Origin of the sequence: Micromonospora sp. NPDC049559, assembly GCF_040676675.1 — a bacterium.
GTDB lineage: Bacteria > Actinomycetota > Actinomycetes > Mycobacteriales > Micromonosporaceae > JBFAPK01.
Genome location: NZ_JBFAPK010000003.1, coordinates 214,005 through 240,364 on the forward strand (window position 1 = coordinate 214,005; position 26,360 = coordinate 240,364).

Consider the following 26,360-nt stretch of genomic DNA (forward strand, 5'->3'; position numbering starts at 1 on the left):
CGCGGGTGGCCGGGTGGTGCGACCGCTTCGTACCACCACCCATGAACACGCCCGTGACCAGGGAACTCACCCAGATCGCCGCAGCTCTCGCGGCCCCGTCGATTCAGACCGGGCATGATGGTCGCCATGAACGCTTCGAGGGATGACTGGGTCACCATCGCGGCCTACGAGAACGTTCCGGGGTGTCCGGAGCCGAGGGCCGCGGTCCGCGCTTGACTGCGTGACCGGGGCATCGACTGGATGCCCTTCGTGCCGGACGAGATCTATCTGGGTCTGGCCTGCGGCATCGGCGAGGACGGTCACTGGCACGGCTGGTTCGACGTACGGATTCAGGCCGCCGCGCTTCGGCGTCTCGGACTGCACCCCAGCCAGCCGACCTCGACCGTTACCGGGCCGGTCCCACCCGGCTGGTGGCACGCCGCCGCCGAACGCAACGCCGACCGGTACTGAGGAACGGGCGGTCGCCGCCGAACCGTACGTCCAGCACCCGCTCGGCCAACGCCTCACTTCGCCGCTCCAGAAAGCCCTCGCCAACTCATCCACGATGAGTCGGACCTTAACTACTCGCCGTCCGATGTGCACAAGAAATTTCACACCCTCAGCTATCCCCCGAATGGAGCGGAGTAGGCAAGGAGCTCGACTCGCACCGACGGTCGCTGATGCCAGACCGACACATTAGACGACAGAATGATCGTGAGCATACCCAAGGCGGGAAACGAGTTTCGGCCGATCCTTAACCGCTTTGAACAGACCCCTGTGCGGGCGTTGCGGGCTGACCGTTGCGGCTCAGATAAGGCGGCCGCCGAAATCTGGACGGAACTCCTGGCAACCATCACAGATCAGCGGCGGATATGCCGCCAGCTCCGCGTCGATCACTTCGACTCGCCCATCAACGCCGAGCCGTCTGACCATTGGATCTACAGCACGGAAGAAGCACAAGTTGTGACCACGGACATCTCCACCCCTTCGGGTCGAGTTCCGCGCCTTGGTCGCGTTCGACGTGGAGTGATCCCCGTTCGCACAAGGCAGTCATGGGCGTGTATGACCGGGGCAAGTTGAGTAAGCTGCTGAGGACTGATCACATCGGGGATTCGTTGAACTGCTGGACCTGGGGGAGGACATGAGCGCGGCACAGATCATCGCGCAGTTGCAGGCAGCGTTACGGAAGCTGGAGGAGACACAGAGCCACGTCGCTTCTGCTGGACAGGCTGCAACCGAGGCGCGGCGCCTCGTCGCGGGCGCACTGGAGGGCGGCTCCGGGCAACTCGTCGCGCAGCTAGACCGGCTGATCCAAGCCTTGAGCCAGGCAGCGCAGATGCCCGCTGGAACGAAGGAGCAGGTACAGGCAACCATCACGAGGACTAAAGCCCTGGGAAACTAGACGGGGGTGACGGCGGCGAGACAGGCCGGTCACCCTCGACTGCGCAGGCGCCCGCTCCCAACGCCGCAGCGGCGTCGAGATCCCGACGTGACGCCGATGCCAGGAAGAGTCGGACCGCGCCACCACGTGAGATCATGAGCCCGGAAGCGCTCGGTTTCAGCGCGGCGGCAGCCTCCACGATCTGGGCTGCCTTTTCGGAGTTCATGCCTATTGCAGTCAAGGCAATCGTTGGATCGGTGTTGGGAGCCGTAGCGGCCGGTAGCGCCGGTAGGGCATGGCTCGACAAGCGGGATGAGCGGAAGAAGAAGGATGAAGATCAGTAGCCGTGTCGAACCCTTGGTGCGGAATGCTCTTGACGCTGCCGTGAAGCGGGATTTCCCAAAGCTTGATGCAGCGCTGAAGACGTTCCCAGACGATCAGACGACTAAGCAGGGCGTGGAGCTAGTCCTAGCCGTCACGCTGTACGTCCTACACGACATCCATCGCGGCAAGCCGAGCGAGGCGGAGACTCGCGCCGTTGCGGCCGAGATTGCTCGGGCTGAGACATGGGCCAGGCCGACCGAAACGGAGACCTCCGAGTTCCTGCTCAAGCTGGTCGACGGTCAGCCGTTCGCGCCGTCGGTCCCGACGGAGAACGTCTTCATCCTGGCCTTCGTGAGTGCCGCCAACCTCCTGTCATCCTGCCGTCGGGACGACGAGGAGTGGTGGAACTACCTCGACCGGGCGGAAGCAGCCATCGAGGTTTCCTGAACGGCACGAACGGTGCTGCCGTCGACGAGGCGAGGGACGCCGCTACCCGCTACCCCGTAGCCCGGAAGTGCGTACGGGGTAGCGGGAGTGGCGATCTTGGTTCGGAGTCTCAGCGGGGGCACCTCCAGGCACTCCATTGATCAACCACAAATGCGGCGACTCCTTCTCGCCCGACTGGCTAAGCTGCCGAGCAGCCGAGTACGCGACCGGCAGAGCGTGAACTGCCCGGCGCACTGGCTCCCAGGTCGTCAACATCGGCGAGCTTCCCGGCCACGGAAGGCTGGGCACGACACTCGCCGGCGTCAGCCCTGGCCTCCTGCAACGGGCAAGCCTCCGATCTACGTCAGCGGCGGATCTTGGGTCACGTAGGTTCCCTTGCCCTGATGACCCTCTACGAGACCTCGATCTCGAAGAATCCGCAGCGCTGCCTGGGTAGTAGAGATGCTGGTGTTGTACTGCGCAGCAAGCTGCGAGTAGCTGGGCAGCTTGTCTCCAGGCGCCAACTCGCCACTCCGGATCCGGTCCGTAATGGCTTCCACGAGGCGCAGGTAGTCGGCGGGTCGACTGGTCATGAGGTGGCACTCCTTGCTCGGCACCTCTATCTGACCATGGCCACCTTGTTAACTACAAGATGGCCGTTGACTTAGGTAACTTAGCTCGGTATGTTGACCGCGATGGAACTCCTTGCTCGGCAGCCAGGTGTTCCGCTCCCGGGGCTGGCACCGCCCGGACCGTGTCGGGGTGGTCGGGACCGCCCCTTGGTTACCCGAGCCTGAGCTGGTGGTTCGGGCTGCCCCGGCACGCCAAATCCACACCCCCGACCGAGAGGAGACCGGCGTGACCGGGTCCGAGACGGCGACGACGGAGGACGAGGAAACACCGGCTGAGGCCGTACCGGCGGAAGAGCCGGAAGCGGCGCGCGCGGCGTACGCGGCGGAGGACGTCGGCCGGCTAGCGCCGTTACCCGGCCGCCGTGCCCCGCGGCGGCCGGACGCCGGGCAGGGGCGCGGGTGCCGGACTTCGGTCGTACCCGTTCGGCCCCGGTAAAGGACGGACGCGGCAGGAGGGAGGCGACGTGGGCCGACGGTCGAAGTGGTTCATGCGATCGGGAGGCGAGATGGACGTGATCGGGCCGACCGGCTCGGACAACCCGGGGCGTCACGGGCCCGAGGCGGCGGAGGACCCCGTACCCGAGAAATTCACCGTGCGGTCGCGGTGTGACGGCGCGGTCGTCTACGAGCGGGCCGAGCCGGACGACCCGACCGGGACCGGCGGCGATGCCTGAGGCCCGTCCCGTGTTCTCGAACGAGCTGCCGATCGGGCGCCGCGTCGCCTACTGGCGCGGGCGCCGCAACATGACCCAACAGCTCTTCGCCGACCGGATCGGCAAGTCCAAGAGCTGGGTCGACAAGGTCGAACGCGGCGCCCGTCGCCTCGACCGCTACTCCGTCATCAACGACATCGCCGGCGTGCTCCGCGTCGACGTCGCGCAGTTGCTCGGCAACACCGGATCGCACGGCGGCACCGACGCGCGCGACACCGGCCGGGACGGCATCGATCACCTCCGGGCCGCTCTGGAACGGTACCCGCCCGCGGATTCGCACCCCGGCGACGACAGCGACGCCGGCGACCCGCCCGAGGGGACCGAGCCGACCGACCTGGCCGAGCTGGGCAAGGCCGTCGACCACGCGTGGCTCTCCTACCAACACGCCGACTACCAGCGGCTGGCGGCCGGGCTACCCCGGCTCCTGCACGACGCGCAGGTCGCCGACCGCCGCCACACCGGCGACGACGACGGTACGCGCGCCGCGCACCTGCTCGCGCAGGCGTACCAGATCGCCTCGTCGGTGCTACGCAAGCTCGGCGACCCGCAACTCGCCCGGCTCACCGCCGACCGCGCGGTGGCCGCCGCCGTACGGGCCGGGGACCCGCTGCTCGTCGGCATCGCCATCGGCCGGGCCGGCAATGCCCTGCTCGCCCTCGGCCGCGTCCGTCCGGCTTTCGAAACCCACGTCGTCGCCGCCCACCACCTCGCCCCCGCCCAGCATTTCGCCGCCGACAGCGGCGGCGACCCGGCCGACCCCGCCCGGCTCTCCGTCGTCGGAGCGCTGCTGCTACGCGGTGCCCTGGCCGCGGCCCACCTCGGCGACCCCGCCACCATGCACGAGCTGCTCCAGGGTGCCGAGCGGGCCGCCGAGGCCGTCGGCGACGGCCACAACCACTACTGGACCAGCTTCGGACCCGCCAATTCGCACCTGTACCGGATCTCCGCCGCCGTCGTGCTCGGCGACGGTCGGCGAGCCCTCGAACTCCGGGACCGCATCGTTCCGCGGGCCCTCGCTCGGCTCGTCCCCGAGCGCCGCGCCCACCTCCTGCTCGACCTCGCCCGCGCGTACGCCCAGGTCGGCGACCTCACCGCCGCCGCCGAAACCCTGCTCGACACCGAACGCCTCGCCCCCGCCGAGATCCGGCACCGACCCGCCGCGCGCGAGATCATGATCGACCTCCTCGCCCAGGCCACCGGCACCCCGGCCGCATCCGTCACCGAACTGGCCAAACGCATGGGGCTGCCCGGCTGACAACCGCTACCCAAAGCCCTTCGAACCTGGGCAGTCGCCCAAAGTGCTGGAACAGCCCAACCTCGGCGGGCGCAAGGCCGAGGATGGTGATCAGCCCGACGACGAGCACGGAGCCGGCGGGCCAGAGCACATTCGCGTCTCAGTTGCCCCGCAGGGTGAACCAGGTAATTTCCATCACGGACCGTTACCTCAAGATTTCGTGCTGGGTAGCGTACGTCCGTCGCCGCATGCGTCGGCGAGCTACCGGGTTGACGACATCGGAGCAGATCAGGGGAGGACCGTGGCGGACTTGGCAAATGGGCTTGAGCAAGAGAAGGTGATGGAATTCCTGGGGCGTGTGGTCACCGACAGTGGCGCCGCATTCGCCGGGTTGTCGACCTCACTCGGTGGCCGGCTCGGTCTGTACACGGCGATGGCCGGGGCCGGACCGCTCACCTCGCGGCAGCTGGCCGATCGGACCGGTCTGGTCGAGCGGTACGTGCGGGAGTGGCTGGCAGCCCAGGTGGCCGGGGAGTACGTGCGGTACGACCCGGACAGCGACACCTACCTGCTGCCGGACGAGCACGCCGCGGTATTGGCCGATCCGACGTCGCCGGCGTACGCGATCGGCTCCTTCACCATGCTCCAGGCGCTGTACCGCAGCGAGGACGCGCTGATGGCCGCGTTCCGTACCGGTGCGGGCGTCGGCTGGGAGCAGCACGCGCCGGAACTGTTCGAGGGTGTGGCCACGTTCTTCCGGCCCGGGTACGCGGCCTCGCTCGTGGCGGAGTGGCTGCCGGCGCTGGACGGGGTCGTCGCGAAGTTGGAGACCGGCGCGTCGGTGGCCGACGTCGGCTGCGGCTACGGGTACTCGACGCTGCTGATGGCCCGGGCATTCCCGAACTCGCGCTTCCACGGGTACGACTTCCACGGTCCGTCGATCGAGGCGGCCCGGCGGATGGCGGCCGAGCAGGGGCTGAGTGACCGGGTGACGTTCGAGGTCGCCACCGCGCAGGCATTCCCGGGCGGTCCGTACGACCTGGTCACCTTCTTCGACTGCCTACATGATCTGGGCGACCCGGGCGGTGCCTTGCGCCACGCCGAGAAGGTGCTCGCCGAGGACGGTACCTGCATGATCGTGGAGCCGAACACCGCAGCGAACCCGCTGGACAACATCAACCCGGTGGGGCGGGCCTTCACGGCGACCTCGGTCACCCTCTGCTTGCCTAGTGCGATGGCGCAGGAGGGCCCGCACGCGCTGGGCAACCACGCGGGTGAGGAGGCGATGCGGACCATTGCCGACGAGGCCGGCCTGCGCACCTGGAAGCTCGCCATGGAGACCGTCACCAACCGCATCTACGACGTCAAGCGCTGACGCCGTGCGATGAGCGGGACGAGTGGGCAGGAGGGGCCCGGCATGGACGCCGGGCGTCCGTGCCGGGCCCCTCCTGCGTCGAGCGCTGTATTAGGCCAGGTCCCACGGGGAGGAGAGGTCGACAGCGAGCATCGTGCGCGTGGTCGCCGAGGGTCGAGCGCCGCTGTCGGCCGCTGGCCGCTGACGGTACGCAGCTCGGTAACCGTGAGAGCAACGGGCCGGAGGAAAAATCAGCGGCCTGGTCGAAGATCGCTCGACCAGGCCGCTGACCTGCTGTTTCCAAGGGTGGAGCCGAGGGGACTCGAACCCCTGACCCCCACACTGCCAGTGTGGTGCGCTACCAGCTGCGCCACGGCCCCTTGCCTTGCTGCGTCCCCGGTCTCCCGGGCACCCACGGAATATTACACATGCCCGCGCCGGTGGTCATCCGGGAGGGGTACCCCCGCCGGGGCGCCGCCTAGTTCAGCGCGACGTCCGGCGGGAAGTGGGCCACCGCCGCCATCATCCCGCCCTGGCGGCGCAGCACCATGGGCCACAGGTCGTCCGGCCGGTCGACGAAGGCGTCGCCGGGAAGCGCGTCGAGGACGAACCACGACCCGCCGGAGATCTCCTCCTCCAGCTGTCCCGGCGACCAGCCGGAGTAGCCGGCGAAGACGCGGATGCCGGTCAGGCTGTCCCGCAGCCGGTCGGGGTCGACCGAGAGGTCGACCGTGCCGATCGAACCGGAGACCTGGTGGAATCCCTTGACCCGGTGGACCGGGTTACGCATCCGGGCGAGGCAGATCGCCGACTCGGGCTGCACCGGTCCGCCCTCGAAGAGCACGGCCGGGTCCCGCGCCAGGGTTCCCCATTCGCCCAGTACCTCGGAGACCGGCACCTCGGTGGCCCGGTTGAGCACCACACCCAACGCGCCGCCGGACTCGTGCGCCACCAGCAGCACCACGGTCCGGTCGAAGTTGGGGTCCTTCAGAGCGGGGGTCGCGACCAGCAGCCGTCCGGTCATCGACTCCATGGACCGTCCCCCGATCGCCTGCCCCTCGCCGTACATGCCGATCTCCCGCTACGCCCGGGCTGTCCGGTAGGACGGGGCGCCGCCGGGGGCCGATGTCGCGGGTCCGGTACGGGGTGCGGCCGGCCGGGTCGGAGCCTGGACCGGCACCACCGGGTCCACGCGGTGGATGATCGCCGTGCGCGTAGTCAACGCCATGACTGGCACCATAGCTTGCGGCGGTGGCGCTGGTTAAGGTCTGGATGCGAGTGTGAGGATCGATCGGGAGCGGTTCGGGTAGTCACCCACCTCCGGTAGGCATTCCCCGCCGAGCGCCGCCGCTGGACAGCGGGCGCTCGACGGGGTTCAGGTGGCCGGTCGTCCGGGCGGGTCCGGCCGTACGGGTCGGCGCGGTCGCGTCGGTCCGGTCACCCCGCCGTGGTGACCCGCAGCGGCACACCGTTCAGCCCGTCGAGCACGGTCCGTGTTCCGATCGGGGCGCCGAGGGTGACGGTGACCGGCTTGACCAGCAGCTGCTCGGTACAGACACCGCCGGACCGGGTGACGCTGCCGGCGACGACGACCAGGTCCTCGTACTCCTGCACGAGCGGGGTGAGGTTCTGGTCACAGGCACCCACGCCGAGCCGGTACGTCAGCTTCGCGCCGTCCACCTTGGTGAGGTCCTGGGCCGCCACCAGATTGTCCGGGCTCTCCAGCGGGGGCACGTTCGCGCTGGGCATCGGGGCGACGGCCGGGGAGGCGACGGCCAGCCGGGCCACCGGGGTGGCGAGTTCCGCGACGGTGAACAGCCACGCGGGTACCTCGGCGTCACCGCGGCTGGTGCGTACGGTGACGCTGCCGAGCTTCACGCCGGTGACGGTCAACGGGGTGCAGGCGATCGTGGCGGGGGTGCTCACGGTGCCGTCCGGTCCGGTGCCGCCGGTGCGCGGCGCCGCGGGGGTCTCGGTGCAGCGTGGCGGGTCGCCCTGGTCGAGCTGCCGGTACGCCTCCTCGGCGCCGATCAGCGGTACGGCCAGCGTCCCGTTCGGGAAGCGGATGCGGCCGTCGGCCGGCTTGGCCGTCGGCAGGTTGGTCCGGGCGGTGTACCAGCCGGCGAGGAACGCCTGTTTGGTCTCGTTGCTGAATTTCGGGTCACCGGGCAGCACGGTAGGGTCCTGCAGCGGGACGAATCCGCTCTGCCATTGCTGGCGGCCCGGTGCCGTACGCCAGGCCGCGGCGACCGTGGTCGCCCGCTGCCGGAACCGCTCCTGGCCGTGGTCAGGCGAGTTGGCGGGACCGGCATTCTGATCGACCTGCGCGCAGGCCGCGAGAGTCAGGATCAAAGGTAGGCCCAGCAGGGCCGAGAATCGGATCATGTCGGGTCAGACGCGGACGATCTACGCCCGGTTCCCCGTCACGCTTCGCCGGCGATGTCCATCCGGTACGCCTCGTAGAGCAGATCGGCGTCGCGCTGACGGTGTCGTGACATCGCCCGCAGCAGTTCGCCGCTCCAGCCGCGCAACTGCTCGGCCGTGGTCTCCGGGAAGTCCGCGCGGCGTTGCAGAGCCGACATCGCGGCGACGATGGCGCCGTGCTCCCGGATCAGGACGTGTACGCCCCGGGCCAGCCGGGGCTCCTGGTCGAGGAGGTCGGTGTAGAGCCCGTCGGGTCCCTCGGTGGCCACGACGTGCGCGGCGAAGGACGTCCGCAGGCGGCCCAGCCGGGCGCCCACCCGGCGGCGCCAGGCCGGATCGGCGGCCGCACCGGCGAGGGCCTCCTCCAGCAGGTGCATGTGCCGCGAGAGCGCGGCCCGCCGGCGGCGCGCCAGCCCGAACGCGGGTGACTCGGAGATCGTGGACGTCGGGTTCGGCTGCGGGGACGGGTCTGTGGCCATCACACACCTCCGGAGGGTGCGCGCCGATCGGATGGACCGATGGTGGACCTCGCCACCGCCGCTGTCCAGCCCCAGGCGGCATCTGACGGTGCGCATCCACGGTCCACGACACCGCGCCCGCTCCGGACAGCACCGCGCCCCGGTCCGGTGGACCGGGGCGCGGTGGTCGAGGTGGAGGTGCCGGGAATCGAACCCGGGTCCTTCGGCGCCTTGTCAGGGCTTCTCCGAGCGCAGCTCGCTGTGCCTCTACTCGGCCCCTCCGATCACGCGAGCGAGTCGGTGTGACGGGCCCAGTCGCTGATTAGTCTCGCCGCGTGAACCCCGCGACCGGGTTCAGTTGGCCAGCCTTCTAGCTGATGCCGGCAAACTGGGACGAAGGCACTCCCAGGCCGACAGACTTGCTACTCGCCTCAGGCGGCGAGAGCGAAGTCAGCGCGATTCTGCTTGGCGCTTATTGGTTTCCGACGAACGATTCTCGAGACGACGTCGGCTTCCTCGGCTCGCTTCCCCTGCCGCAACGTACGAAGTCGAAACCAGTCACCCCCTCGATGGGCCGCGCTCTCGCGGCCACTCAAGCCTAACGCCTCCGAGCGCCGACTTCATCCCGGATACCCCCGGGACACACCGGCATCAAGCGTGCGCCAGGCCAGAAGCCGGGCATAAGTGATTTATATCTCAGAAAGCCACACGCGTCCGGCTCAGCCCATGCCCTTGCCGCGCCGCCCCATCGCCTTCGCGATCTCGCGGTCGGCGTCGCGCTTGGCCAGGTCCTGCCGCTTGTCGTACGACTTCTTACCCTTGGCGAGCCCGATCTCGACCTTGGCCCAGCCGTCGGAGAAGTAGAGCGAGAGCGGTACCAGCGTGAGGCCGCTCTCCTGCAGCTTGCCGATCAACCGGTTGATTTCGAGCCGATTCAGCAGCAGCTTGCGGGTACGTCGGGGCTCATGGTTGGTCCAGGTGCCCTGCGCGTACTCGGGGATGTGCATCCCGTGCAGGTACAACTCCCCCTCGCGCTCCTGGGCGAACGCGTCGACCAGCGACGCCCGCCCGGCCCGCAGCGACTTGACCTCCGTACCGGTCAGCGCCAGTCCCGCCTCGTAGGTGTCGAGGATGGCGTAGTCGTGGCGCGCCTTCCGGTTGGAGGCGACGACCTTTCGCCCCTTCTCCCGTGGCATCTGCGCCCACACCCCTCTCTGCGTCGAAACGGCCGCGCCATGCTACCCCGTCACCCGGCCCGGTCTGGGCGAGTTTCGCCCGTCGACCGACCGGCCGTCGCCGGGTACGCGCGGCCCGAATGTACGAACGCCGCCCGGCGGGAGAAAAATCCGCCGGGCGGCGCCGGAGTACGAGCCGAACCCGCAGCTAGACCCGCAGGTAGAAGCGGAGGGTGACCCAGGCGGTGACCGCGCTGATCAGACCGCCGACGCCCGCCATGAGCGGGAACATCAGCAGCACACTGCTCCACTCGATCGGGGTCAGCAGGGTGGTGAGGTCGCGCAGCGATCCGTCCAGCAGGAAGACCTTCGCGAGTATCAGCGCGCCGAAACCGATGATCGAGCCGAGCAGACCGGCGACCACGGCCTCCAGTACGAACGGGGCCTGGATGAACCAGTTCGAGGCGCCGACCAGCTTCATGACCGCGACCTCGCGGCGCTTGCTGTAGGCGGCGACCTGGATCGTGTTACCAACCAGGAGCAGGGCGGCGATCGCCATCACCGTGGCGGCGACCAGCGCCATGTTCTGTACCGAACCGAGGATGTTGAAGATCTTGTCGAGCAGTCGACGCTGGTCGACGATCTCCTCAATCCCCTCCTGGTCCTTGTACTTGTTGAAGATCTGCTCGTACTGCTCGGGGTCCTTGAGCTTCACGCGGAAGGACTCGGGCAACTGGTCCGGCTTGATGTTGTTCACCAGGTCCGGCGCGTCCCGGTACATCTCCTTGAACTTGTTGTACGCCTCGTCCTTGGTCTCGTGCTTGGTGCTCTGCACGAGTGGATCGCTGTCCAGGGCGTTCTGGAGATCGGCACGCTGCGCGTCCGTGACGTCGTTGTTCAGGAAGATCGAGACTTCGATCTTGTCGTAGTAGTACGACTTCATGCTGTTGACCTGGAGATACATCAGGCCGCTCGCGCCCAGCATGGTCAGCGACACGGCCATCGTGATGATCATCGCGATGGTCATCGTCACGTTGCGCCACAGCCCGACCAACACCTCGGACAGGACGTATTTCACGCGCATCGGGGGTTCCTTCCGGATCTCCGCAGAGAGTGTGGTTCGTCGTCAGGTCAGTGCCGGCCGGTCGGCGGGAGGAGCCGGCTCACCCGTATACGCCGCGGGCCTGGTCGCGCACGATGCGGCCGCTCTCGATCTCTACGACCCGGCGCCGCATCTGGTTCACGATGTTGGAGTCGTGCGTGACCATCACGACCGTGGTACCGGTCCGGTTGATCCGGTCCAGCAGCCGCATGATTTCGATCGAGGTGTCGGGGTCGAGGTTTCCGGTCGGCTCGTCGGCCAGCAGGATCAGCGGACGGTTCACGAAGGCCCGTGCCACCGCGACGCGCTGCTGCTCACCGCCGGAGAGCTCGTGCGGGTAGCGGTGTTCCTTGCCGCCGAGCCCGACCAGTTCGAGCACCTCGGGCACGACGCGGCGGGCGACCGCCTTGGTCTTCCCGATGACCTCCAGCGCGAACGCCACGTTCTCGTAGGCGGTGCGGTTGGGCAGGAGGCGGAAATCCTGGAAGACACAGCCGATCGAGCGCCGGAAGTGAGAACGCTTCCACGACCGCATCGCGGTGACGTCCTTGCCGTTCACGATGACCTTGCCCTTACTCGGCGTAATCTCGTGCAACAGCAGTTTGATGATGGTGGACTTACCGGAACCGGATGGGCCGATGAAGAAGACGAACTCGCCCTTCTCAATGAAGCACGACACGCCGTCCAGCGAGGGCCGGGACGACTTCGGGTACGTCTTCGTCACTTGCTCAAGCTGAATCACGGGTGGTGAGTCTACGCGGTGTGACGAAAACGCCAAGCCCGACGCCCACCGTGCAGCCCGCATTGTCGCAAAGAAGGTGATCCGTCACCAGCCGGTGGCCGCCGTCGTGGGCGCCACCGGCCCGACCGTCGTCGTGCCTGCTAGCCGGCGTTGGCCGCGAGCTGCTGCTGCTTCCGCCAGCGGATTCCCGCCTCGATGAAGTCGTCCAGCTCGCCGTCGAAGACCGCGGACGGATTGCCGGTCTCCTGCTCGGTTCGCAGATCCTTCACCATCTGATACGGGTGCAGCACGTACGAACGCATCTGGTCGCCCCACGAGCCGGCCGCGTCAGCCTTGAGTCCCTGCAGCTTGGCCTGCTCCTCCTGGCGCTTGCGCTCCAGCAGCCGGGACTGGAGCACGCGCAGCGCGGAGGCCTTGTTCTGCAGCTGGGACTTCTCGTTCTGGCAGGTCACCACGATCCCGGTCGGCAGGTGCGTGATCCGTACGGCCGAGTCGGTCGTGTTCACGCTCTGTCCACCCGGGCCGGACGAACGGTAGACGTCGATCCGGATCTCGTTCTCCGGAATGTCGATGTGGTCCGTCTGCTCTGTGACGGGCAACACCTCGACGCCCGCGAAGCTCGTCTGCCGCCGCCCCTGGTTGTCGAAGGGGCTGATCCGGACCAGCCGGTGGGTGCCCGCCTCGACACTCAGCGTGCCGTAGGCGTACGGGACCTTGACGGCGAAGGTGGCCGACTTCAGCCCCGCCTCCTCGGCGTACGACGTCTCGTAGACCTCGGTCGCGTAGCCGTGCCGCTCGGCCCAGCGCAGGTACATCCGCAGCAGCATCTCGGCGAAGTCCGCGGCGTCCACGCCGCCCGCGCCGGCCCGGATGGCCACCAGCGCCTCGCGGGAGTCGTACTCGCCGGAGAGCAGGGTGCGGATCTCCAGCTCGTCGATCGCCTTGCGGAGCCCGCCGATCTCGCTCTCGACCTCGTGCAGGGTCCCCGAGTCCGCCTCCGCCTCGGCGAGTTCGAGCAGCACGTACGCGTCGTCCAGCCGGGAGCGCAGGGTTTCGAGTTTGCTGATCTCGCCGTTGACGTACGACAGCTTGGAGGTCACCTCCTGCGCCCGGACCTGGTCGTCCCACAGGTCGGGGGCGGAGGCCGCCTCCTCTAGCTTCACCTTGTCCTGACGCAACCGGTCAAGATCGAGTACTGCCTCGATGTTGCGCAGGGTCGCGTCGAGGTCCTTGAGCTGGTCGGCGTATTCGGCAGCGGTCACAACAGTCAAGAGTACGTCTTCGCTCGCCGGTGCAGGTCACCTGCCACGCTCGCCGGCCGACCCCCCGCCCGGGGTCGCACCGGACCAGCCGCGGACGCGGGCGGTCAACTGGTGACCGGGGCCGTCTTCAGCCAGGACAGCGCCGCCTTGTGGTACGCCACCGCGAACTCCAGGGCCGCGGCGCCGTACGAGTCGCCGGCCTTCTTCGCGTCCCGGGCCTGCTCGCGGGCCGAGGCGAGCGCCTCGGTGTGGTACTCGTTGGCCCCCGTGTAGAGGTTCTTCAGCTGGTTCGCCGAGTGCTGCGGCCCGAAGGCGACCCGCAGGGCGACCGGGTTGCGTACCGTGTCCCGTCCGGGGGTTTCCGCCAGCCAACGGGAGAATGTCCGCTTTCCGGCCGCCGTGATCGCGTACGGCTGGCTGGAGCGCGGCCCCGGCTTCCCGAGCCGGACCAGACCCTGCTCGGCGAGGACCGGGAGTTCCCGGTACACCTGGCTGCGAGTCATCGACCAGTACGGCGCGAGACGCCGCTCGGCGGCGGCCATCAGTTGGCCGCCTGTCATCGGTCCTTCGTGGAGCAGCCCCAGCAGCGCGGCTGCGGTCGGGTTGATTCCTGTATCCGCCATGCCCTCTACGCTGCCACTTTGCAATCGTTACGTCCAGGATTTGACACGATACACACCAACGGGTGTTCCACTGTGCACTGTCGGTGGCGGACTGTCCGTTGAGGACGATCAATGCGTCGCGCTGACGCCCGTCGATCGGACCCGGCCGGTCACGTCGAGGCGGCATCCGGGCGGCCACGCGCAGGGCGCGACGCGCGTCACGTACCACGCGAGCCGCCGGCCTCCGGCGCGCGTGGCCTGGCGGAGATCCGTCCGGACAGCGGATGTGACGTCCGGACGGAACGGCGACGCCGCCGGCGGTGGCCCGGACGCACGCGGGCCGACAGTGATCGGCGGGACAGAGCCTAGGCGGGCCGGGCGCGGCGCGCGGGCGGTCGGGCGGCTTTGACCCGAACCGGGGACGACTCGATCATGGACCGGACCTCGATCACGGACCGGACCCCGCGCGGGCGGGGGCCGGTCCGGGCGGGTCAGTCGGCGGCACCCATGTGCGGGTACCGGTGGTCGGTCGGCGGGACGAAGGTCTCCTTGATCGTGCGCGGCGACATCCAGCGCACCAGGTTGTGCCAGGACCCGGCCTTGTCGTTCGTGCCGCTGGCCCGGGCGCCGCCGAACGGCTGCTGCCCGACCACCGCGCCGGTCGGCTTGTCGTTGATGTAGAAGTTGCCGGCGGCGTACCGCAGCGCCTCGCTCGCCCAGTCGATCACGCGGCGGTCGGTCGCGAAGATCGAGCCGGTCAGCGCGTACGGGGCCGCGGCCTCGGCCTGCGCCACCACCGACTCGAACCGGGCGTCGTCGAAGACGTGCACGGCGAGGATCGGCCCGAAGTACTCGGTGGTGAACGAGTCGTGGGTCGGGTCGTCGCACTCGAAGAGCGTCGGCCGGACGAAGTAGCCGACCGAGTCGTCCGCGGTACCGCCGGCCAGGATCCGGCACGCGCCGTCCTGCTTGATCATGTCGAGCGCCGCGGTGTGCCGGGCGAACGCCCGCGCGTCGATCACGGCACCGCCGAAGTTGCCGAAGTCGGTGACGTCGCCGTACCGCAGCCCGTCGGCGGTCGCCGCCAGCCGGTCCCGCAGCCCGTCCTCCCAGAGCGACCTCGGCACGTACGCCCGGGAGGCGGCCGAGCACTTCTGGCCCTGGTACTCGTACGCGCCCCGGATCAGGGCGGTGTGCAGGGCGTCCACGTCGGCGCTGGAGTGCGCGATCACGAAGTCCTTGCCGCCCGTCTCGCCGACCAGCCGCGGGTAGCCGCGGTAACCCGCGAGGTTCTCGCCGACGGTCCGCCAGAGGTGCTGGAAGACCTTGGTCGAACCGGTGAAGTGGATGCCGGCCAGGTCGGGGTCGGCCAGCGCCACCTCGGAGACCGCGATCCCGTCGCCGGTGACCATGTTGATCACGCCCGGGGGCAGGCCGGCCGCCTCGAAGAGCCGCATGGTGAAGTGCGCGGCGAACTGCTGGGTCGGCGACGGCTTCCACACCACCGTGTTGCCGAGCAGTGCCGGCGTCGCCGGGAGGTTGCCCGCGATGGCGGTGAAGTTGAACGGGGTGATCGCGTAGACGAAGCCCTCCAGCGGCCGGTGGTCGAACCGGTTCCACACGCCGGGCGAGGAGGCCGGCTGCTCGGCGAGGAGCTTGCGGGCGAAGAAGACGTTGAACCGCAGAAAGTCGATCAGCTCGCAGGCCGAGTCGATCTCGGCCTGGATGGCCGTCTTCGACTGGCCGAGCATCGTGGCGGCGTTGAGCGTGTCCCGCCAGGGGCCGGAGAGCAGGTCGGCGGCGCGGAGGAACACGGCGGCCCGGTCCTCGAAGGACAAATCACGCCACATGGGGGCGGCCTGCTTCGCGGCCGTCACCGCGGCCAGCGCATCCGCGTTGGTTGCGTTGTGGGTGACCCCCAGCACATGCTCGTGCCGGTGCGGCTGCACGACGTCGATGGCCGCACCCGCGCCCATCCGTTGTTCCCCACCGATGGTCATCGGCAGGTCGAGCCGTTCGGCGGCGAGTTCGTCGAGCCGCCGCCGCAGGCTCTCCCGCTCGGTACTGCCCGGCTCGTAGTTGCGGACCGGCTCGTTGTGCGGCTCCGGTACGGCGAAGACGGCGTCCATCACATGCTCCTGGGCGATCTCGACAGCCTCGGCGAAATCGGACCCGCGGGCACCGACCGGTTGGCCGGGCACCCTGGCCCGCACCCCGGGATGTCCGGAGGTACGGCGGCGGGACCTGCGCCAATCCTGCCACGAGCCGTCCGGATCGCCGATCCGGGCGGTGCCCCGGGGCCCCGGGCGGACAACCCGCCCCACCAGCACCGCGCGGTCGGCAACGGCGCCCCGCGTACCCTGAAGAGCCGGCGGCCCCCAGCGCGCCGCCCCGAGTCCCCGCCGCCCCACCCGTGCGGTTCCGGACACCCGTCGAAGGGGAGACGATGACCAAAGAGTCGGGCATCACCGCGACCTCCGGCCGCCGGCCGGCCAGGTCGAGCCGCGCGGCCGGCGAGCCTCCGGCGGCGCGGTCGACCGAGGTACTGCCGGCCCCCGGCGCCGGCGCCTTCGCCGTCATCGCCGTGGCCTGGCTCGCCGCCATGCTCTGGTCGGGTCAGCGCTCGATCACCTCGGCCAACGTCGACTCCATCGCGATCAGCATGACAGCGCTCTCGCTCCCGGGTGTGATCTCGGCCAGCCTGCTCAGCGGGGCCGCGACCGGGCTGGCCGCGACCAACCTGCTCGCCCGGCGCGGCGTCGTCCGGACCGCGCCCCGCTTCACCGTGGCGGTCGGCGCCGGCCTGCTCGTCGGGGTGCTGGCCGCCGTCGCGGTGACGGCCACCTACGGCGGAGACCCGGTCAACATGGTGCTCGCGGGCGCCATCGCGGCGGCCGCCACGATCGGCGGTGCCGCCGGCGGACTGCGCAGCGCCCCCATGATCGGTGGCGTGGTCGCCGCCGGGATGGCCGTCTTCGCGGCCTCCTACGTGATGAACCAGTTCGAGCACCCGCTGCTGTCGCTCTACGGGTCGGGCGAGTCGCTGGAGTCCCGGGTCACCGCGCTCGAATGGTTCCTGCGGACCGCCTGGCTGGTCGGCGGCGTCCTCGCCGGGCTGGTCGCCTTCGCGTACCTGCGCTGGGAGCAGCGCCGCGCCGAGTCCCGCCAGTCGACCCGGCCGGGGCTGCGCTGGCCCGCGTACCTGATCGCCGGGGCCGGGCCGGGCCTGCTCCTGCTCGCCACCGAGGCGCTCACCTGGACCGCCGGCGGCCGGGTCCTCGAACTGGCCCGGGCGCTCAGCGAGTCCGACGACACCGCCCAGGGCTGGCTCGGCTCCTCCCGCTTCGACTACGCGCTCGGGGTGCTCTTCGTCGGCGCGTTCGTCGCGCTGATCGCCTTCGGGCGTACCCTGCGCCCGCCGGCCGACCCCGCAGCCGATCCCGCCAGCGAGCCACCGGCCGGCCCCGGCGCCACCGACGCGGCCGAGCCCGTCACGCCCGGCGACGCGCCGGAGGTCGACGGCGAGCCGGCCGACGGGGAGAAGGACGACGACGAGGCGCTGGTCGCCACCGCGACCCCCGCCGCCGGTGCCGACGACAAGGCGGCCACCGCCGGCCGATGACTCGCGCGGCACCGCCCGGTCCGGCACCGTGTGGTCCGGCACCGTGTGGTCCCGTGCGCTGCGGCCCGGTGCGGCGTGATCAGGCCCGGTGGGAGCAACCTGACTAGGTCAGGTCCCGGAGCAGGGGATCGAGTTCGGAGGGGTCGTACCACTCCAGCTCGTGGTCCTCGGCGCCGTCCACGGTGAACTGCGCGTCCGGGTCCCCGGCCAGCGCCTCCTCCACCACCTCGACAGCCGCCTCCACCTCCGGCGTGGCCTCGGCCCCGTCGAGGTGGATGGCCGCGACCGCGCCCACCGGTACCGGGCGCGCGAGCCGGACGAGGCTCGAACCCAGCTCGCCGTCACCGCGCCCGACCTCGGCTGCCGGCAGGTCCACGGAGACCACCACGCGGCGGCGGGGCGCGTCCGGGGCCGCCCGCAGCAGCCGTAGCGCCGCCTGGGCGGCCCGGGTGAAGGCGACGTACTCCAACTCCTCCTCGTCGCCCTCGGCGTACCACTCGCGCAGCGAGGGCGTCACGGCGTGCGCCTCGACGACGTCGATCTCGCCCCGTCGCCGCAGCTCGGCCAGGAGCGGCAGGGTGGCCGGGAGGTAGATCCGGACAGGCTGGTCGGTCACCGCTGGTTCTCCCCCGTTCGGGCTGCGTACGGAGCACCCTGCCCCGCCGCGGCACCGATCATGCGCGGCGCCGTCCCTGTACTACACCCCGCAGGCCCCCACGCCAAGCCCATCCGCCCCGGGTGTGTCCCGCCCCGCCTCCGCGTGCGATCACTGCGGGCGACCGCCCCGCGTCACCGGCGGCAGTCGGTGGCAAACTGAGGCAAACGCCGACCCACACCGGGAGTTCCCGTGGAGCCCAGGTTCCTGCTCCTCTCCGACGTCGCCGCCGAGCTGAACGTGTCGGACTCGCAGGTCTACCACATGGTGCGCAGCGGCGAGCTGCCCGCGATCAAGATTGGCGGGCGGGGGCAGTGGCGGGTGGAGCGCGCCCGGCTGGAGGAGTACATCCAGCGCAAGTACGCCGAAACGGCCGATTGGGTGCAGAGCAACCCACTGGTCGAGCGCGAACCGGAGTAGGCCGAGGGCCCTGACGTCCCGGTCGCGGGTCGGCCGACTCCGCCCGGAGCTTCCGCGCAAATACAGAGAAAGAGTGGCCTCGGCGTGCCCGCGAAGGGCCTCTTTCTCGAAAAGTGTGTGGATCACTTGAGCGCTGCGGACGCGGGGACCCGACGGGGCCCCTCTGGTCGGCGGGAACCCACTCGCCGGCACCGGCACGAGTTCGCCGTCGACGGAGATCAAGACATTGACGGACGACTAATCCTTCGCTACTAATGGGAGCTGTCGAAAGCAAACGAAGACAAACGCAAGATCAAAGGAGGTCGGATGCGCGAGGTACGCCCCCGGACGCCGGTACGCCCCGCCGTACGGCTGCGCCCGGCACCGCCGCTGGACCCGCCCTTCGACGACGAGTTCCCGATGTCGGGCCTAGCCCGCGAGCTGGGCGGGCAACTCACCCTGAACCTGCCGACGCGGTCCAGCGGGCGCGGCCGCCGACCGGTGCCGCTCGCCCCGCCCGCCGGACCGGGGCGCACCGAGGGGCTTCCCGGCCGGAGCGGGCCCGAGCGGGCGGGCGGCGAGGGCGCGACCACCGCGACGCCCCTGCCGCCCGAGGCACTCGCCCTGGCCTCGCCGGAGGCGAAGCGCGCGGCCCGGCGGTTCGCCGCCACCTGCCTCGAGATAGTCAACGGCTACCGGCCCGTGGCCCAGATCCGCCCGCTGACGAAGCCGGCGCACGCCACGGAGATCATCGAGCGGCTCACCAGCGGCACCGCGCGGCTGGTCGCGCAGCGCCGCACGCCGGGCCGGGCGCGCGAGCTGGTCCGGCTCCGGCTGGTACGGGCCTGCGAGCCCCGTACCGGGGTGGTGGAGGCGGCCGCCTCGATCGGTACCGATCGGCGCAGTTGGGCCCTCGCGTTCCGGCTGGAACACCGGCAGGGGCGGTGGCTCGGCACCACCCTCGATCTGCTCTGACAGCTCCCGGGGCGCCCACCTGGCGGTACCGGTGGGCGTTCCGGGTACCCAGCTGTTCCCGTGAGGCATGCATTCCGGTGAGCCACGCGTCCCGGGGATTCACGCGCACCCCCGGGGCAAGCCCCTCGCGTCCGGGCCGCCCGGCGGAGGCGCGGTCAGCGGCGGGCGGATGCCGGAACCATGGTCAGACGCTCGGCCCGGCGGCCAGCGTCCGCAGTTCGTCGAACGACTCCCGGACGACCTCGGCCAGTCCCCGCCGCCCGGGGTCGTCGATCCAGCGCTCGAAGGCGACCCGGAAGACGGCGATCCCGGTCTGCCCGGTCAGGCTCGCGGCCGGCTCGGGGACGCCGCGGTCGCGCAGTGCCCCGGCGAGCGCCGTGGCCAGCGCCGCGAGCTTGATCAGCTCGCGTTCCTGGAGTTCCGGGTTCGCGGCGATGACGGCCTGCCGCTGCCGAACCAGGTCGCGGCGCTCGTCGAACATGGCGCCGACGGCCGCCAAGGCCGCGGCGACCACCTCCATCGGCGCCGCGGCGTCCGGCGCCTCCTCGACGGCGCCCACGAGGATCTCCTGGAGGGCGCTCGCTCCCGCGAACAGCACCTCCCGCTTGTCGGCGTAGTGCCGGAAGAAGGTCCGCTCCGTGAGCCCCGCCCGCCCGGCGATCTCGGCCACCGTGACCTGCTCGAACCCGCGCTCGCCGTAGAGCGCGAGGGCGGCCTGCTCCAGCCGGCCGCGGGCGTTCGGCTCCCATCGACTCATGCTCCGATCATAGTGATGACAGATCCTGACATCCGCGTGCTAGCCTGACGTCAGTCACTGACATCTGGGTGCGTCGTACGGCACCGGTCCGCGTCGCGGGCGCACCGCCCCCTGGAGGTTCTTCTTCTCATGCGCGTTTTCGTCACCGGCGCGTCCGGCTGGATCGGCTCCGCCGTCGTGCCCGAACTGCTCGGCGCGGGTCACGAGGTCGTCGGGCTCGCCCGTTCGGACGCCTCGGCCGCCGCCCTCACCGCCGCCGGTGCCCAGGTACGCCGCGGCACCATCGACGACCTGGACGTCCTGGCCGACGCGGCCGCCGCCGCGGACGGCGTGATCCACCTCGCGTTCAAGCACGACATCGCCTTCTCGGGCGGCTTCCTGAGCGCCGCCGAGGCCGACCGCCGCGCCGTCGAGACCCTCGGCGCGGCGCTCGCCGGTACCGGCCGGCCGTTCGTCCTCGCCTCCGGGCTGCTCGGGCTGGCTCCGGGGCGGGTCGCGACCGAGCGGGACGGGCTCGAAGCCGAGGCCGCCCCGGCGGGGACGAGCACCGGTCCGGACGTCCGGCAGGCCACCGCGCGACTGACGCGCTCCCTCGCCGACCGCGGCGTGCGCTCGTCCGTCCTGCGACTGCCCCCGACCGTCCATGGCGACGGCGACCACGGCTTCATGGCGGCCATCGTCGGGATCGCCCGCGAGAGGGGCCTGTCGGGTTACCTCGGCGACGGCGCCAACCGGTGGCCCGCCGTGCACCGCCTCGATGCCGCGCGCCTCTTCCGCCGGGCGCTGGAGCAGGCTCCGGCGGGGTCGGTGCTGCACGCGGTCGGCGACGAGGGCGTGCCGATCCGGGCGATCGCCGAGGTGATCGGGCGGCACCTCGACCTCCCGGTGGCCGCCGTTCCCGCCGAGGACGCGGCCGCGCACTTCACCTGGCTCGCCAACCTCCTCGCGCTCGACGCCCCGGCCTCCGGCACGCTTACCCGCGAACTGCTGGACTGGCGGCCGGCCCAGCCCGGGCTCCTCGACGACCTCGACAAGGGCCACTACTTCCGCCCGGCCGTGGCCTGACCGTCCGTACCGCGCATCGCCCCGACGCGCGGTACGGACCGCCGCTCCGCGTCGTCCGGCGCCCGTCCCACCCGTTACCGGGTGGGACGGGCGCCCGCGCGTCGTCGCCCCGGATCGAGGCCGCCGCGTCGCTGTCCCGGCGGTCCCCCGGACCGGGGCGTCGTCGCGTCGCCACCCCGGCCGATCCCCGGGACGGGGGCCACGCCACCGCCGCGCGGGGCGCTCGCGCGGTCCCGGCGCGACGGCCCCCACACGAGAACCGGGGGGGGGCCGGGGGGGGGGGGGCCCCGGGGGGGGGGGGGGGCGCCCCCCGGGGGGCGGGGGCGGGCGGGGGGGGGCGCCGCCCCGCGGGGCGCGGGGGGGCGGGGGGGGCGCGGCGGGGGGGTGCCCGGCCCGCGGCCCGGGGGGGGGGTGGGGGGCGGGGGGCGGCGGGGGCCGGAACGGCGTCCGGCTCAGCGGCCCTGGAGTGACCGGACGTTGTCCCCGAACGTCCAGCCCTTCGAGCCGTCCCAGTTGAGCGACCAGGTCATCAGCCCCTTGAGGCCGCCCGAGTAGGTGTTCCACGCCTGCGACACCAGCGCCGGGGACAGGTAGCCGCCGCCGGCGCCCTGCTGTGCGGGCAGGCCGGGGACCTGCTTGTCGTACGGCACGCGGATCGTGGTGCCCTGTACGACCAGGCCGGAGTTGAGGCAGTTGGTCTGCACGGTGAAGCCCTGGACCGTGCCGGCGGCGTAGGAGTCGCCGGAGCAGCCGTACATGCTGCCGTTGTAGTACTGCATGTTCAGCCACCAGAGCCGGCCGTTGTCGGCGTACTTCTTCACGATCGGCAGGTACGCGCCCCAGATCGACCCGTACGTGACGCTGCCGCCGGTGACGTACGCCGTTTCGGGCGCCATGGTGAGGCCGAAGTTCGCCGGCATCTGGGCCAGCACCCCGTCGATGATGCGGATCAGGTTGGCCTGCGAGGTGGAGAGCTGGTTGATGTTGCCGCTGCCGGTGAGGCCCGTCTCGATGTCGATGTCGATGCCGTCGAAGTTGTACCGCTTGAGGATCGGTACCACGGTCGCGACGAACCGGTCGGCGACGGCGCTGGAGCTGAGGTCGATGCCGGCCGCGGCGCCGCCGATCGACATCAGGATGGTCAGCCCGGCCGCCTTGGCCTGGCACATCTCGGCCGGGGTGGCGACCTTCACGCCCGCGTCCATGCCGTCCTCCCAGAGGACGGTCCCGTCCGAGCGGATCACCGGGAAGGCGGCGTTGACCACGTTGTAGCCGTGCTGGGCGATGCGCGGGTCGGTGATCGGGATCCAGCCGAGCCCGGGGTGTACGCCGTTCGCGGCGCCGTCCCAGTTCTCCCAGTAGCCCTGGAGCACCTTCCCGGCCGGCTTGGACCTGACCGCGCAGGTGGCGCCCGGGGGGTTCGTCGTGGTCGGGCTGGGCGTGGCGGTCCGGGTCGGGGTCGGGGTGGCGGTCCGGGTCGGCGTGGGGGAGGGCGTCGCGGTCCGGGTCGGGGTCGGCGACGGGGTACCGCCGCCGTCGCACGCCCCGAGGTCGCGCCAGAGCGAGGGCGTGGCGGCGGGGTTCCAGCCGGCGCCCGGCGGCGGGGTGTGCGCCACCAGCGCCTCGTAGAGCCGCCCGGCGTAGGTGACCCGGCTCCCCACCGAGTACGCGGTCCCCTCGGCCCAGGCGGGGGCCGAGCAGACCACGAGCACGTTCGGGCTGGCCCCGACCGGCGCCGCGAGGCCGTCCGGGGCGGCGACCAGGCCGGCCGCGAGGGCCGTGGCCGCGCCGGCCACCAGGGCGATTAGCTGACGTCGCAGTCTCATGTGACCCACCCCACCTCGTCGATTGGGCAGGAAGCTTATCAGTTAACTTTCTTCAATGTAACTGTCTCGATGTCCGGGCGGCGCTCACCGCAGGCGGCGTTCGAGCCAGCGGGAGAGCAGGGTCAGCGCCAGGCAGACCACGAAGAAGACCCCGAGCACCGCGCCGAGGATCGGTACCGCGTGGGTGTCGCCGCCCGTGAGGGTGAGCCGCTCGATCGAGCGCTGGGCCGCCTCCAGGATGTCCAGCAGGCCGATCACCGCGGCCAGCGAGGTCTGCTGGGTGAGGTTGACGACCAGGCCGACCAGCGGCGGCAGGGCCCGGCGGGCGGCCTGCGGCAGGACGACGTACCGCATCCGGCCCGCCCAGCCGAAGCCCAGCGCCGCGCCCGCCTCGGTCTGCCCGCGCGGCACCGACCGGACCGCGCCCCGGACCACCTCCGCCGCGTTGGCGCTGCCCCAGAGGCTCAACCCGACGGCGGCGGCGGTGAACGTCTCCACCCGCAGCCCGACGACGGGCAGCACGAAGAAGATGAAGAAGAGGATCACGATGATCGGCAGTCCGCGCCACACCTCGACGTACGCCCGCACGGCGGCGCGCACCGGCCGGCTCGGCAGGGTCAGCAGCGTACCGAGCACGACCCCCAGCGCCACGCTGGCGACGATGCTGACCAGGGCGAGCAGCGCGGTGGTGCGCAGGCCGGTGGCGAGGTAGCTCGCCACCGGGGGAACCCAGGCCGGCATCTACAGCCCTCCCGGTACGGCGAAGCGGCGCTCGACCGCCCGCGCCCCGAGCGACATCAGCCAGACCAGCCCGAGGTAGACCACGCCGAGCACGAGGAACATCTCGAACACCCGGAACGAGACGGCGACGATGTCGACGGCGGTCTGGGTCAGCTCGGGGAAGCTGATCGCGACCAGGAACGACGAGTTCTTGAGGACGGAGATCTCGGTGTTGGTCACCGAGGGGAGCGCGACCCGCCAGCCCAGCGGCAGCGCCACCTGCCGGAAGGCGGCCAGCCGGGGAAAGCCCAGGGCCCGGCACGCCTCCAGGTACCCGCCGTCGACCGCCTCGAAGCCGGCCCGGAAGTTCTCCACGTTGTACGCCCCGCCCCAGAGCAGCAGCGACAGCCAGCCGACCGTGAAGGCGTCCAGCCGCAGCCCGACCTCGGGCAGCGCGAAGTAGAGGAAGAAGATCTGTACCAGCAGCGGGGTGTTGCGGAAGACCTCCACGTAGACCCGGACGAGCTGGCGGGCGACCGGTACCCGCAGCGCGGCGAGCGCCCCCAGCAGCAGGCCGACGGCCAGCGCCCCGGCCATGCCGAGGACGCCGACGCCGAGCGTGCGGAGCAGGCCCCGGGCCAGCTCGTCGAGGTGGTCGACGAGAAAGCCCGGGTCGAATCGGTACCCGTCGGCGGTCAGCACTGCAGCGTCGACCCGCTCGGGTAGGTCAGGTCGTTGCCGGGGCGCGGTACGAACTTCGCGAACTGCTCCCGCAGCGCCGGGTCGGTGACGGTCTGCTGGAACTCGGTCCAGAAGAAGTCCTCGCCCTGCAACTTCACCAGCGCCGCGTTCACCCAGTCGAGCATGGCCCGGTCGCCCTTGCGTACGCCCATTCCCCACGGGCTGCCGGCCTTGCTGTCGCCGACCACCCTGAGGTCGCGGTTCTTGGTCGCCAGATCGAGCAGGAGCGTGTCGTCCTGGGCGAACGCGTCGCCCCGCCGCTGCTTGAGCGCGGTGAGGGCCTCGCTGGTCTGGCCGAAGAGCACCTGCTTGGCCCCGGGCCGGCACTGGGTCAGCCAGAGGCTCGCGGTGGCGCCGTTGGTGCTGATCACCGACTTCCCGTCCAGGTCGGCGAAGGAGGCGATCGGCGAGTCCTTCGGCACCAGGAGCCGCACCCCGCTGGCGAAGTACGGCGTGCTGAAGTCGATGGTCTTGGCGCGCTCGGCCGTGTAGTTCATCGTCGCGATGATCAGGTCGATCCGGTTGGTGGTGAGGAAGGAGACCCGGTTGGCGCCGGTGACGCAGGTCAGCTCGACCGCGCCCGGATCACCGAACGCGTAGCCGGCGAGCCGGCGGGCGAGGTCGATCTCGAAGCCGGCGTTCTTCGCGGCCTCGTCGATGTAGCCGAACGGCGGGTAGTCGCACTTGACGCCGACCGCGAGCCTGCCGCGCTCCTTGACGTTGCCGGGCAGCGGCGCGCCAACGTCGACGGGGGCGCCGCGTGGGGCGTCGCCGGAGCCGCCGTCGTCGGTACCGGCGCAGCCGGTGGTGACGGCCAGCGCCAGGGCGACCAGCAGCAGGCCGATGCGCGATCTCATCGCGTACTCCTCTCGCCCGCCCGGGGGCGGGTCATCGCAGAACCTTGCGCAGAAACTGGCGGGTACGTTCGTGTCGCGGCTCGTCCAGCACCTCCGCCGGCGGCCCCTGCTCGGTGACCAGACCGCCGTCGACGAAGACCAGCCGGTCGCCGAGTTCGCGGGCGAAGCCCATCTCGTGGGTGACGCAGAGCATGGTCATGCCGGCGCGGGCGAGGTCGCGCATCACGTCGAGGACCTCGCTGACCAGTTCCGGGTCGAGCGCGGAGGTGACCTCGTCGAAGAGCATCACGTGCGGGTCCATCATCAGCGCCCGGGCGATGGCGACCCGCTGCTGCTGGCCGCCGGAGAGCTGCCGCGGGTGGGCGCCGGCCCGGTCGGCCAGCCCGACCCGCTCCAGCAGCGCGCGGGCGCGCTCCTCGGCCTCGGCGCGCGGCATCCGCAGCAGCTTGCGGGGCGCCAGGGTGAGGTTGTCCAGCGCGGTCAGGTGCGGGAAGAGGTTGAACTGCTGGAAGACCATGCCGATGTGCCGGCGTACCCGGTTGAGGTCGACGCCGGGCCGGGTCAGGTCCTCGCCCTCCAGCAGGACCTGGCCGGCGCTGATCGGCTCCAGCAGGTTCACGCAGCGCAGCAGCGTGCTCTTGCCGCCGCCGGAGGGGCCGATGACGGCGACCACCTCGCCCCGGGCCACGGTGAGGTCGATTCCCTTGAGCACCTCGAGGTCGCCGTACGACTTGCGTACGCCCCGGAGCTCGACCATCGGTGCTGCCGGCACTGAAGTCTCCTTTGCCGATCGGTCAGACAGTCTTTCTGGCCGGGAGGCGCTCTTGCCGTCCCGCCGCGCGCCGTCCCGCCGCGCGCCGTCCCGCCGCGCGCCGGGCCGCACGTGCCGGCCGCTCGGACCGGGCGGCGCCGACGGATCGGCGCCGCCCGGGTCG

At 71.0% G+C, this 26,360-nt stretch carries 28 protein-coding genes, 1 tRNA gene and 1 other RNA gene; 11 read left to right on the forward strand and 19 right to left on the reverse strand.

The features are described 5' to 3' along the window. Positions 1-240 precede the first annotated feature (240 nt). The 4 genes from AB0J86_RS06615 to AB0J86_RS06630 all read left to right on the forward strand — a co-directional run bounded on the left by AB0J86_RS06615 (position 241) and on the right by AB0J86_RS06630 (position 2,131). Positions 241-450, forward strand: coding sequence for a hypothetical protein (locus AB0J86_RS06615; RefSeq protein WP_363853545.1), 210 nt, complete (start codon positions 241-243; stop codon positions 448-450). 670 nt (positions 451-1,120) lie between these two features. Beyond that, the gene (locus tag AB0J86_RS06620; RefSeq protein WP_363853547.1) at positions 1,121-1,381 is read left to right on the forward strand and encodes a DUF6244 family protein; all 261 of its coding nucleotides are present in this window, start codon (positions 1,121-1,123) and stop codon (positions 1,379-1,381) included. Positions 1,382-1,515: 134 nt separating this feature from the next. Continuing rightward, positions 1,516-1,704 carry a hypothetical protein gene (locus AB0J86_RS06625; protein ID WP_363853550.1) on the forward strand — a complete coding sequence of 63 codons (189 nt, stop codon included), beginning with the start codon at positions 1,516-1,518 and terminating at the stop codon, positions 1,702-1,704. Further along, entirely contained in the window at positions 1,691-2,131 is a 441-nt protein-coding gene (locus tag AB0J86_RS06630; protein ID WP_363853553.1) for a hypothetical protein, read from the forward strand. Before AB0J86_RS06625 ends, AB0J86_RS06630 begins: the two co-directional genes overlap by 14 nt. 338 nt (positions 2,132-2,469) lie before the next feature. Here the strand turns inward: AB0J86_RS06630 and AB0J86_RS06635 are convergent, their stop codons facing one another. After that, on the reverse strand, positions 2,470-2,703 hold the full coding sequence (locus tag AB0J86_RS06635; protein ID WP_363853555.1) for a winged helix-turn-helix domain-containing protein: 234 nt from the start codon (positions 2,701-2,703) through the stop codon (positions 2,470-2,472). 545 nt (positions 2,704-3,248) lie between these two features. Here AB0J86_RS06635 and AB0J86_RS06640 point away from each other — a divergent pair. The 3 genes from AB0J86_RS06640 to AB0J86_RS06650 all read left to right on the forward strand — a co-directional run bounded on the left by AB0J86_RS06640 (position 3,249) and on the right by AB0J86_RS06650 (position 6,064). After that, the gene (locus AB0J86_RS06640; protein WP_363853557.1) at positions 3,249-3,416 is read left to right on the forward strand and encodes a hypothetical protein; all 168 of its coding nucleotides are present in this window, start codon (positions 3,249-3,251) and stop codon (positions 3,414-3,416) included. After that, entirely contained in the window at positions 3,409-4,710 is a 1,302-nt protein-coding gene (locus tag AB0J86_RS06645; RefSeq protein ID WP_363853560.1) for a helix-turn-helix domain-containing protein, read from the forward strand. The genes AB0J86_RS06640 and AB0J86_RS06645 overlap by 8 nt, the downstream gene beginning before the upstream one ends. A 370-nt stretch (positions 4,711-5,080) precedes the next feature. Continuing rightward, a complete protein-coding gene (locus tag AB0J86_RS06650) occupies positions 5,081-6,064 on the forward strand; it encodes a class I SAM-dependent methyltransferase (RefSeq protein WP_363853562.1) in 984 nt (327 codons plus the stop codon). Positions 6,065-6,350: 286 nt separating this feature from the next. Here the strand turns inward: AB0J86_RS06650 and AB0J86_RS06655 are convergent. From AB0J86_RS06655 to pruA, 11 genes are all read right to left on the reverse strand, one after another. Continuing rightward, positions 6,351-6,423: transfer RNA gene (locus AB0J86_RS06655), tRNA-Ala, on the reverse strand. Positions 6,424-6,521: 98 nt separating this feature from the next. Next, complete coding sequence (locus tag AB0J86_RS06660; RefSeq protein WP_363853565.1) at positions 6,522-7,112, reverse strand: YqgE/AlgH family protein; 591 nt, start codon at positions 7,110-7,112, stop codon at positions 6,522-6,524. A gap of 368 nt (positions 7,113-7,480) precedes the next feature. Next, positions 7,481-8,428 carry a hypothetical protein gene (locus AB0J86_RS06665; protein ID WP_363853567.1) on the reverse strand — a complete coding sequence of 316 codons (948 nt, stop codon included), beginning with the start codon at positions 8,426-8,428 and terminating at the stop codon, positions 7,481-7,483. 38 nt (positions 8,429-8,466) lie between these two features. Next, complete coding sequence (locus AB0J86_RS06670) at positions 8,467-8,946, reverse strand: hypothetical protein (RefSeq protein WP_363853570.1); 480 nt, start codon at positions 8,944-8,946, stop codon at positions 8,467-8,469. 169 nt (positions 8,947-9,115) lie between these two features. Then, positions 9,116-9,491, reverse strand: a transfer-messenger RNA (tmRNA) gene (gene ssrA, locus AB0J86_RS06675). A 153-nt stretch (positions 9,492-9,644) separates the two neighbouring features. Then, positions 9,645-10,121, reverse strand: coding sequence for an SsrA-binding protein SmpB (smpB, locus tag AB0J86_RS06680; RefSeq protein WP_363853573.1), 477 nt, complete (start codon positions 10,119-10,121; stop codon positions 9,645-9,647). Positions 10,122-10,308: 187 nt separating this feature from the next. Beyond that, a complete protein-coding gene (gene ftsX / locus AB0J86_RS06685; protein WP_363853576.1) occupies positions 10,309-11,184 on the reverse strand; it encodes a permease-like cell division protein FtsX in 876 nt (291 codons plus the stop codon). A 79-nt stretch (positions 11,185-11,263) separates the two neighbouring features. Then, positions 11,264-11,944, reverse strand: coding sequence for a cell division ATP-binding protein FtsE (gene ftsE, locus AB0J86_RS06690; RefSeq protein WP_363853579.1), 681 nt, complete (start codon positions 11,942-11,944; stop codon positions 11,264-11,266). Positions 11,945-12,084: 140 nt separating this feature from the next. Continuing rightward, the gene (gene prfB, locus AB0J86_RS06695; RefSeq protein ID WP_363853582.1) at positions 12,085-13,206 is read right to left on the reverse strand and encodes a peptide chain release factor 2; all 1,122 of its coding nucleotides are present in this window, start codon (positions 13,204-13,206) and stop codon (positions 12,085-12,087) included. A gap of 104 nt (positions 13,207-13,310) precedes the next feature. Next, on the reverse strand, positions 13,311-13,829 hold the full coding sequence (locus AB0J86_RS06700; RefSeq protein WP_363853585.1) for a PadR family transcriptional regulator: 519 nt from the start codon (positions 13,827-13,829) through the stop codon (positions 13,311-13,313). A gap of 470 nt (positions 13,830-14,299) precedes the next feature. Continuing rightward, positions 14,300-15,937 (reverse strand): L-glutamate gamma-semialdehyde dehydrogenase, encoded by a 1,638-nt coding sequence (pruA, locus tag AB0J86_RS06705; RefSeq protein WP_363853587.1) that lies wholly within the window; start codon positions 15,935-15,937, stop codon positions 14,300-14,302. A gap of 317 nt (positions 15,938-16,254) precedes the next feature. Here pruA and AB0J86_RS06710 point away from each other — a divergent pair, with 317 nt between their 5' ends. Continuing rightward, the gene (locus tag AB0J86_RS06710; protein WP_363853590.1) at positions 16,255-17,430 is read left to right on the forward strand and encodes a hypothetical protein; all 1,176 of its coding nucleotides are present in this window, start codon (positions 16,255-16,257) and stop codon (positions 17,428-17,430) included. Between the two features lie 103 nt (positions 17,431-17,533). Here the strand turns inward: AB0J86_RS06710 and AB0J86_RS06715 are convergent, their stop codons facing one another. Continuing rightward, complete coding sequence (locus AB0J86_RS06715; protein ID WP_363853593.1) at positions 17,534-18,046, reverse strand: hypothetical protein; 513 nt, start codon at positions 18,044-18,046, stop codon at positions 17,534-17,536. A 231-nt stretch (positions 18,047-18,277) separates the two neighbouring features. Between AB0J86_RS06715 and AB0J86_RS06720 the strand changes: the two genes are divergently transcribed. Together AB0J86_RS06720 and AB0J86_RS06725 are read left to right on the forward strand one after the other, a co-directional pair. After that, on the forward strand, positions 18,278-18,505 hold the full coding sequence (locus AB0J86_RS06720) for a helix-turn-helix domain-containing protein (protein ID WP_363853595.1): 228 nt from the start codon (positions 18,278-18,280) through the stop codon (positions 18,503-18,505). Between the two features lie 306 nt (positions 18,506-18,811). Next, positions 18,812-19,459: an Rv3235 family protein gene (locus AB0J86_RS06725; RefSeq protein ID WP_363853598.1), complete on the forward strand. Its 648-nt coding sequence runs from the start codon at positions 18,812-18,814 to the stop codon at positions 19,457-19,459. Between the two features lie 184 nt (positions 19,460-19,643). Here AB0J86_RS06725 and AB0J86_RS06730 read toward each other — a convergent pair whose 3' ends face one another. Continuing rightward, positions 19,644-20,216, reverse strand: a complete 573-nt coding sequence (locus tag AB0J86_RS06730; protein ID WP_363853601.1) for a TetR family transcriptional regulator — start codon at positions 20,214-20,216, stop codon at positions 19,644-19,646. A 129-nt stretch (positions 20,217-20,345) separates the two neighbouring features. Here AB0J86_RS06730 and AB0J86_RS06735 point away from each other — a divergent pair, with 129 nt between their 5' ends. After that, the gene (locus AB0J86_RS06735) at positions 20,346-21,281 is read left to right on the forward strand and encodes an SDR family oxidoreductase (RefSeq protein ID WP_363853602.1); all 936 of its coding nucleotides are present in this window, start codon (positions 20,346-20,348) and stop codon (positions 21,279-21,281) included. A 452-nt stretch (positions 21,282-21,733) separates the two neighbouring features. Here AB0J86_RS06735 and AB0J86_RS06740 read toward each other — a convergent pair whose 3' ends face one another. From AB0J86_RS06740 to AB0J86_RS06760, 5 genes are all read right to left on the reverse strand, one after another. Continuing rightward, a complete protein-coding gene (locus tag AB0J86_RS06740) occupies positions 21,734-23,107 on the reverse strand; it encodes a glycosyl hydrolase family 18 protein (RefSeq protein WP_363853604.1) in 1,374 nt (457 codons plus the stop codon). Positions 23,108-23,191: 84 nt separating this feature from the next. After that, positions 23,192-23,848 (reverse strand): amino acid ABC transporter permease, encoded by a 657-nt coding sequence (locus tag AB0J86_RS06745; protein ID WP_363853607.1) that lies wholly within the window; start codon positions 23,846-23,848, stop codon positions 23,192-23,194. After that, on the reverse strand, positions 23,849-24,529 hold the full coding sequence (locus AB0J86_RS06750; RefSeq protein ID WP_363853610.1) for an amino acid ABC transporter permease: 681 nt from the start codon (positions 24,527-24,529) through the stop codon (positions 23,849-23,851). It abuts the gene before it with no gap. After that, positions 24,523-25,425 carry a transporter substrate-binding domain-containing protein gene (locus AB0J86_RS06755; RefSeq protein ID WP_363853612.1) on the reverse strand — a complete coding sequence of 301 codons (903 nt, stop codon included), beginning with the start codon at positions 25,423-25,425 and terminating at the stop codon, positions 24,523-24,525. Before AB0J86_RS06755 ends, AB0J86_RS06750 begins: the two co-directional genes overlap by 7 nt. Before the next feature lie 31 nt (positions 25,426-25,456). Next, on the reverse strand, positions 25,457-26,182 hold the full coding sequence (locus AB0J86_RS06760) for an amino acid ABC transporter ATP-binding protein (protein ID WP_363853898.1): 726 nt from the start codon (positions 26,180-26,182) through the stop codon (positions 25,457-25,459). Between the last annotated feature and the right edge of the window lie 178 nt (positions 26,183-26,360).

Coding starts and splice junctions, on each gene's coding strand:
- AB0J86_RS06615 (WP_363853545.1), top strand. CDS start 241: ATGCCCTTCGTGCCGGACGAGATCTATCTGGGTCTGGCCTGCGGCATC.
- AB0J86_RS06620 (WP_363853547.1), top strand. CDS start 1,121: ATGAGCGCGGCACAGATCATCGCGCAGTTGCAGGCAGCGTTACGGAAG.
- AB0J86_RS06625 (WP_363853550.1), top strand. CDS start 1,516: ATGAGCCCGGAAGCGCTCGGTTTCAGCGCGGCGGCAGCCTCCACGATC.
- AB0J86_RS06630 (WP_363853553.1), top strand. CDS start 1,691: ATGAAGATCAGTAGCCGTGTCGAACCCTTGGTGCGGAATGCTCTTGAC.
- AB0J86_RS06635 (WP_363853555.1), bottom strand. CDS start 2,703: ATGACCAGTCGACCCGCCGACTACCTGCGCCTCGTGGAAGCCATTACG.
- AB0J86_RS06640 (WP_363853557.1), top strand. CDS start 3,249: ATGGACGTGATCGGGCCGACCGGCTCGGACAACCCGGGGCGTCACGGG.
- AB0J86_RS06645 (WP_363853560.1), top strand. CDS start 3,409: ATGCCTGAGGCCCGTCCCGTGTTCTCGAACGAGCTGCCGATCGGGCGC.
- AB0J86_RS06660 (WP_363853565.1), bottom strand. CDS start 7,112: ATGTACGGCGAGGGGCAGGCGATCGGGGGACGGTCCATGGAGTCGATG.
- AB0J86_RS06665 (WP_363853567.1), bottom strand. CDS start 8,428: ATGATCCGATTCTCGGCCCTGCTGGGCCTACCTTTGATCCTGACTCTC.
- AB0J86_RS06670 (WP_363853570.1), bottom strand. CDS start 8,946: ATGGCCACAGACCCGTCCCCGCAGCCGAACCCGACGTCCACGATCTCC.
- smpB (WP_363853573.1), bottom strand. CDS start 10,121: ATGCCACGGGAGAAGGGGCGAAAGGTCGTCGCCTCCAACCGGAAGGCG.
- ftsX (WP_363853576.1), bottom strand. CDS start 11,184: ATGCGCGTGAAATACGTCCTGTCCGAGGTGTTGGTCGGGCTGTGGCGC.
- AB0J86_RS06700 (WP_363853585.1), bottom strand. CDS start 13,829: ATGGCGGATACAGGAATCAACCCGACCGCAGCCGCGCTGCTGGGGCTG.
- pruA (WP_363853587.1), bottom strand. CDS start 15,937: ATGGACGCCGTCTTCGCCGTACCGGAGCCGCACAACGAGCCGGTCCGC.
- AB0J86_RS06710 (WP_363853590.1), top strand. CDS start 16,255: ATGACCAAAGAGTCGGGCATCACCGCGACCTCCGGCCGCCGGCCGGCC.
- AB0J86_RS06725 (WP_363853598.1), top strand. CDS start 18,812: ATGCGCGAGGTACGCCCCCGGACGCCGGTACGCCCCGCCGTACGGCTG.
- AB0J86_RS06730 (WP_363853601.1), bottom strand. CDS start 20,216: ATGAGTCGATGGGAGCCGAACGCCCGCGGCCGGCTGGAGCAGGCCGCC.
- AB0J86_RS06735 (WP_363853602.1), top strand. CDS start 20,346: ATGCGCGTTTTCGTCACCGGCGCGTCCGGCTGGATCGGCTCCGCCGTC.
- AB0J86_RS06740 (WP_363853604.1), bottom strand. CDS start 23,107: ATGAGACTGCGACGTCAGCTAATCGCCCTGGTGGCCGGCGCGGCCACG.
- AB0J86_RS06745 (WP_363853607.1), bottom strand. CDS start 23,848: ATGCCGGCCTGGGTTCCCCCGGTGGCGAGCTACCTCGCCACCGGCCTG.
- AB0J86_RS06755 (WP_363853612.1), bottom strand. CDS start 25,425: ATGAGATCGCGCATCGGCCTGCTGCTGGTCGCCCTGGCGCTGGCCGTC.
- AB0J86_RS06760 (WP_363853898.1), bottom strand. CDS start 26,182: ATGGTCGAGCTCCGGGGCGTACGCAAGTCGTACGGCGACCTCGAGGTG.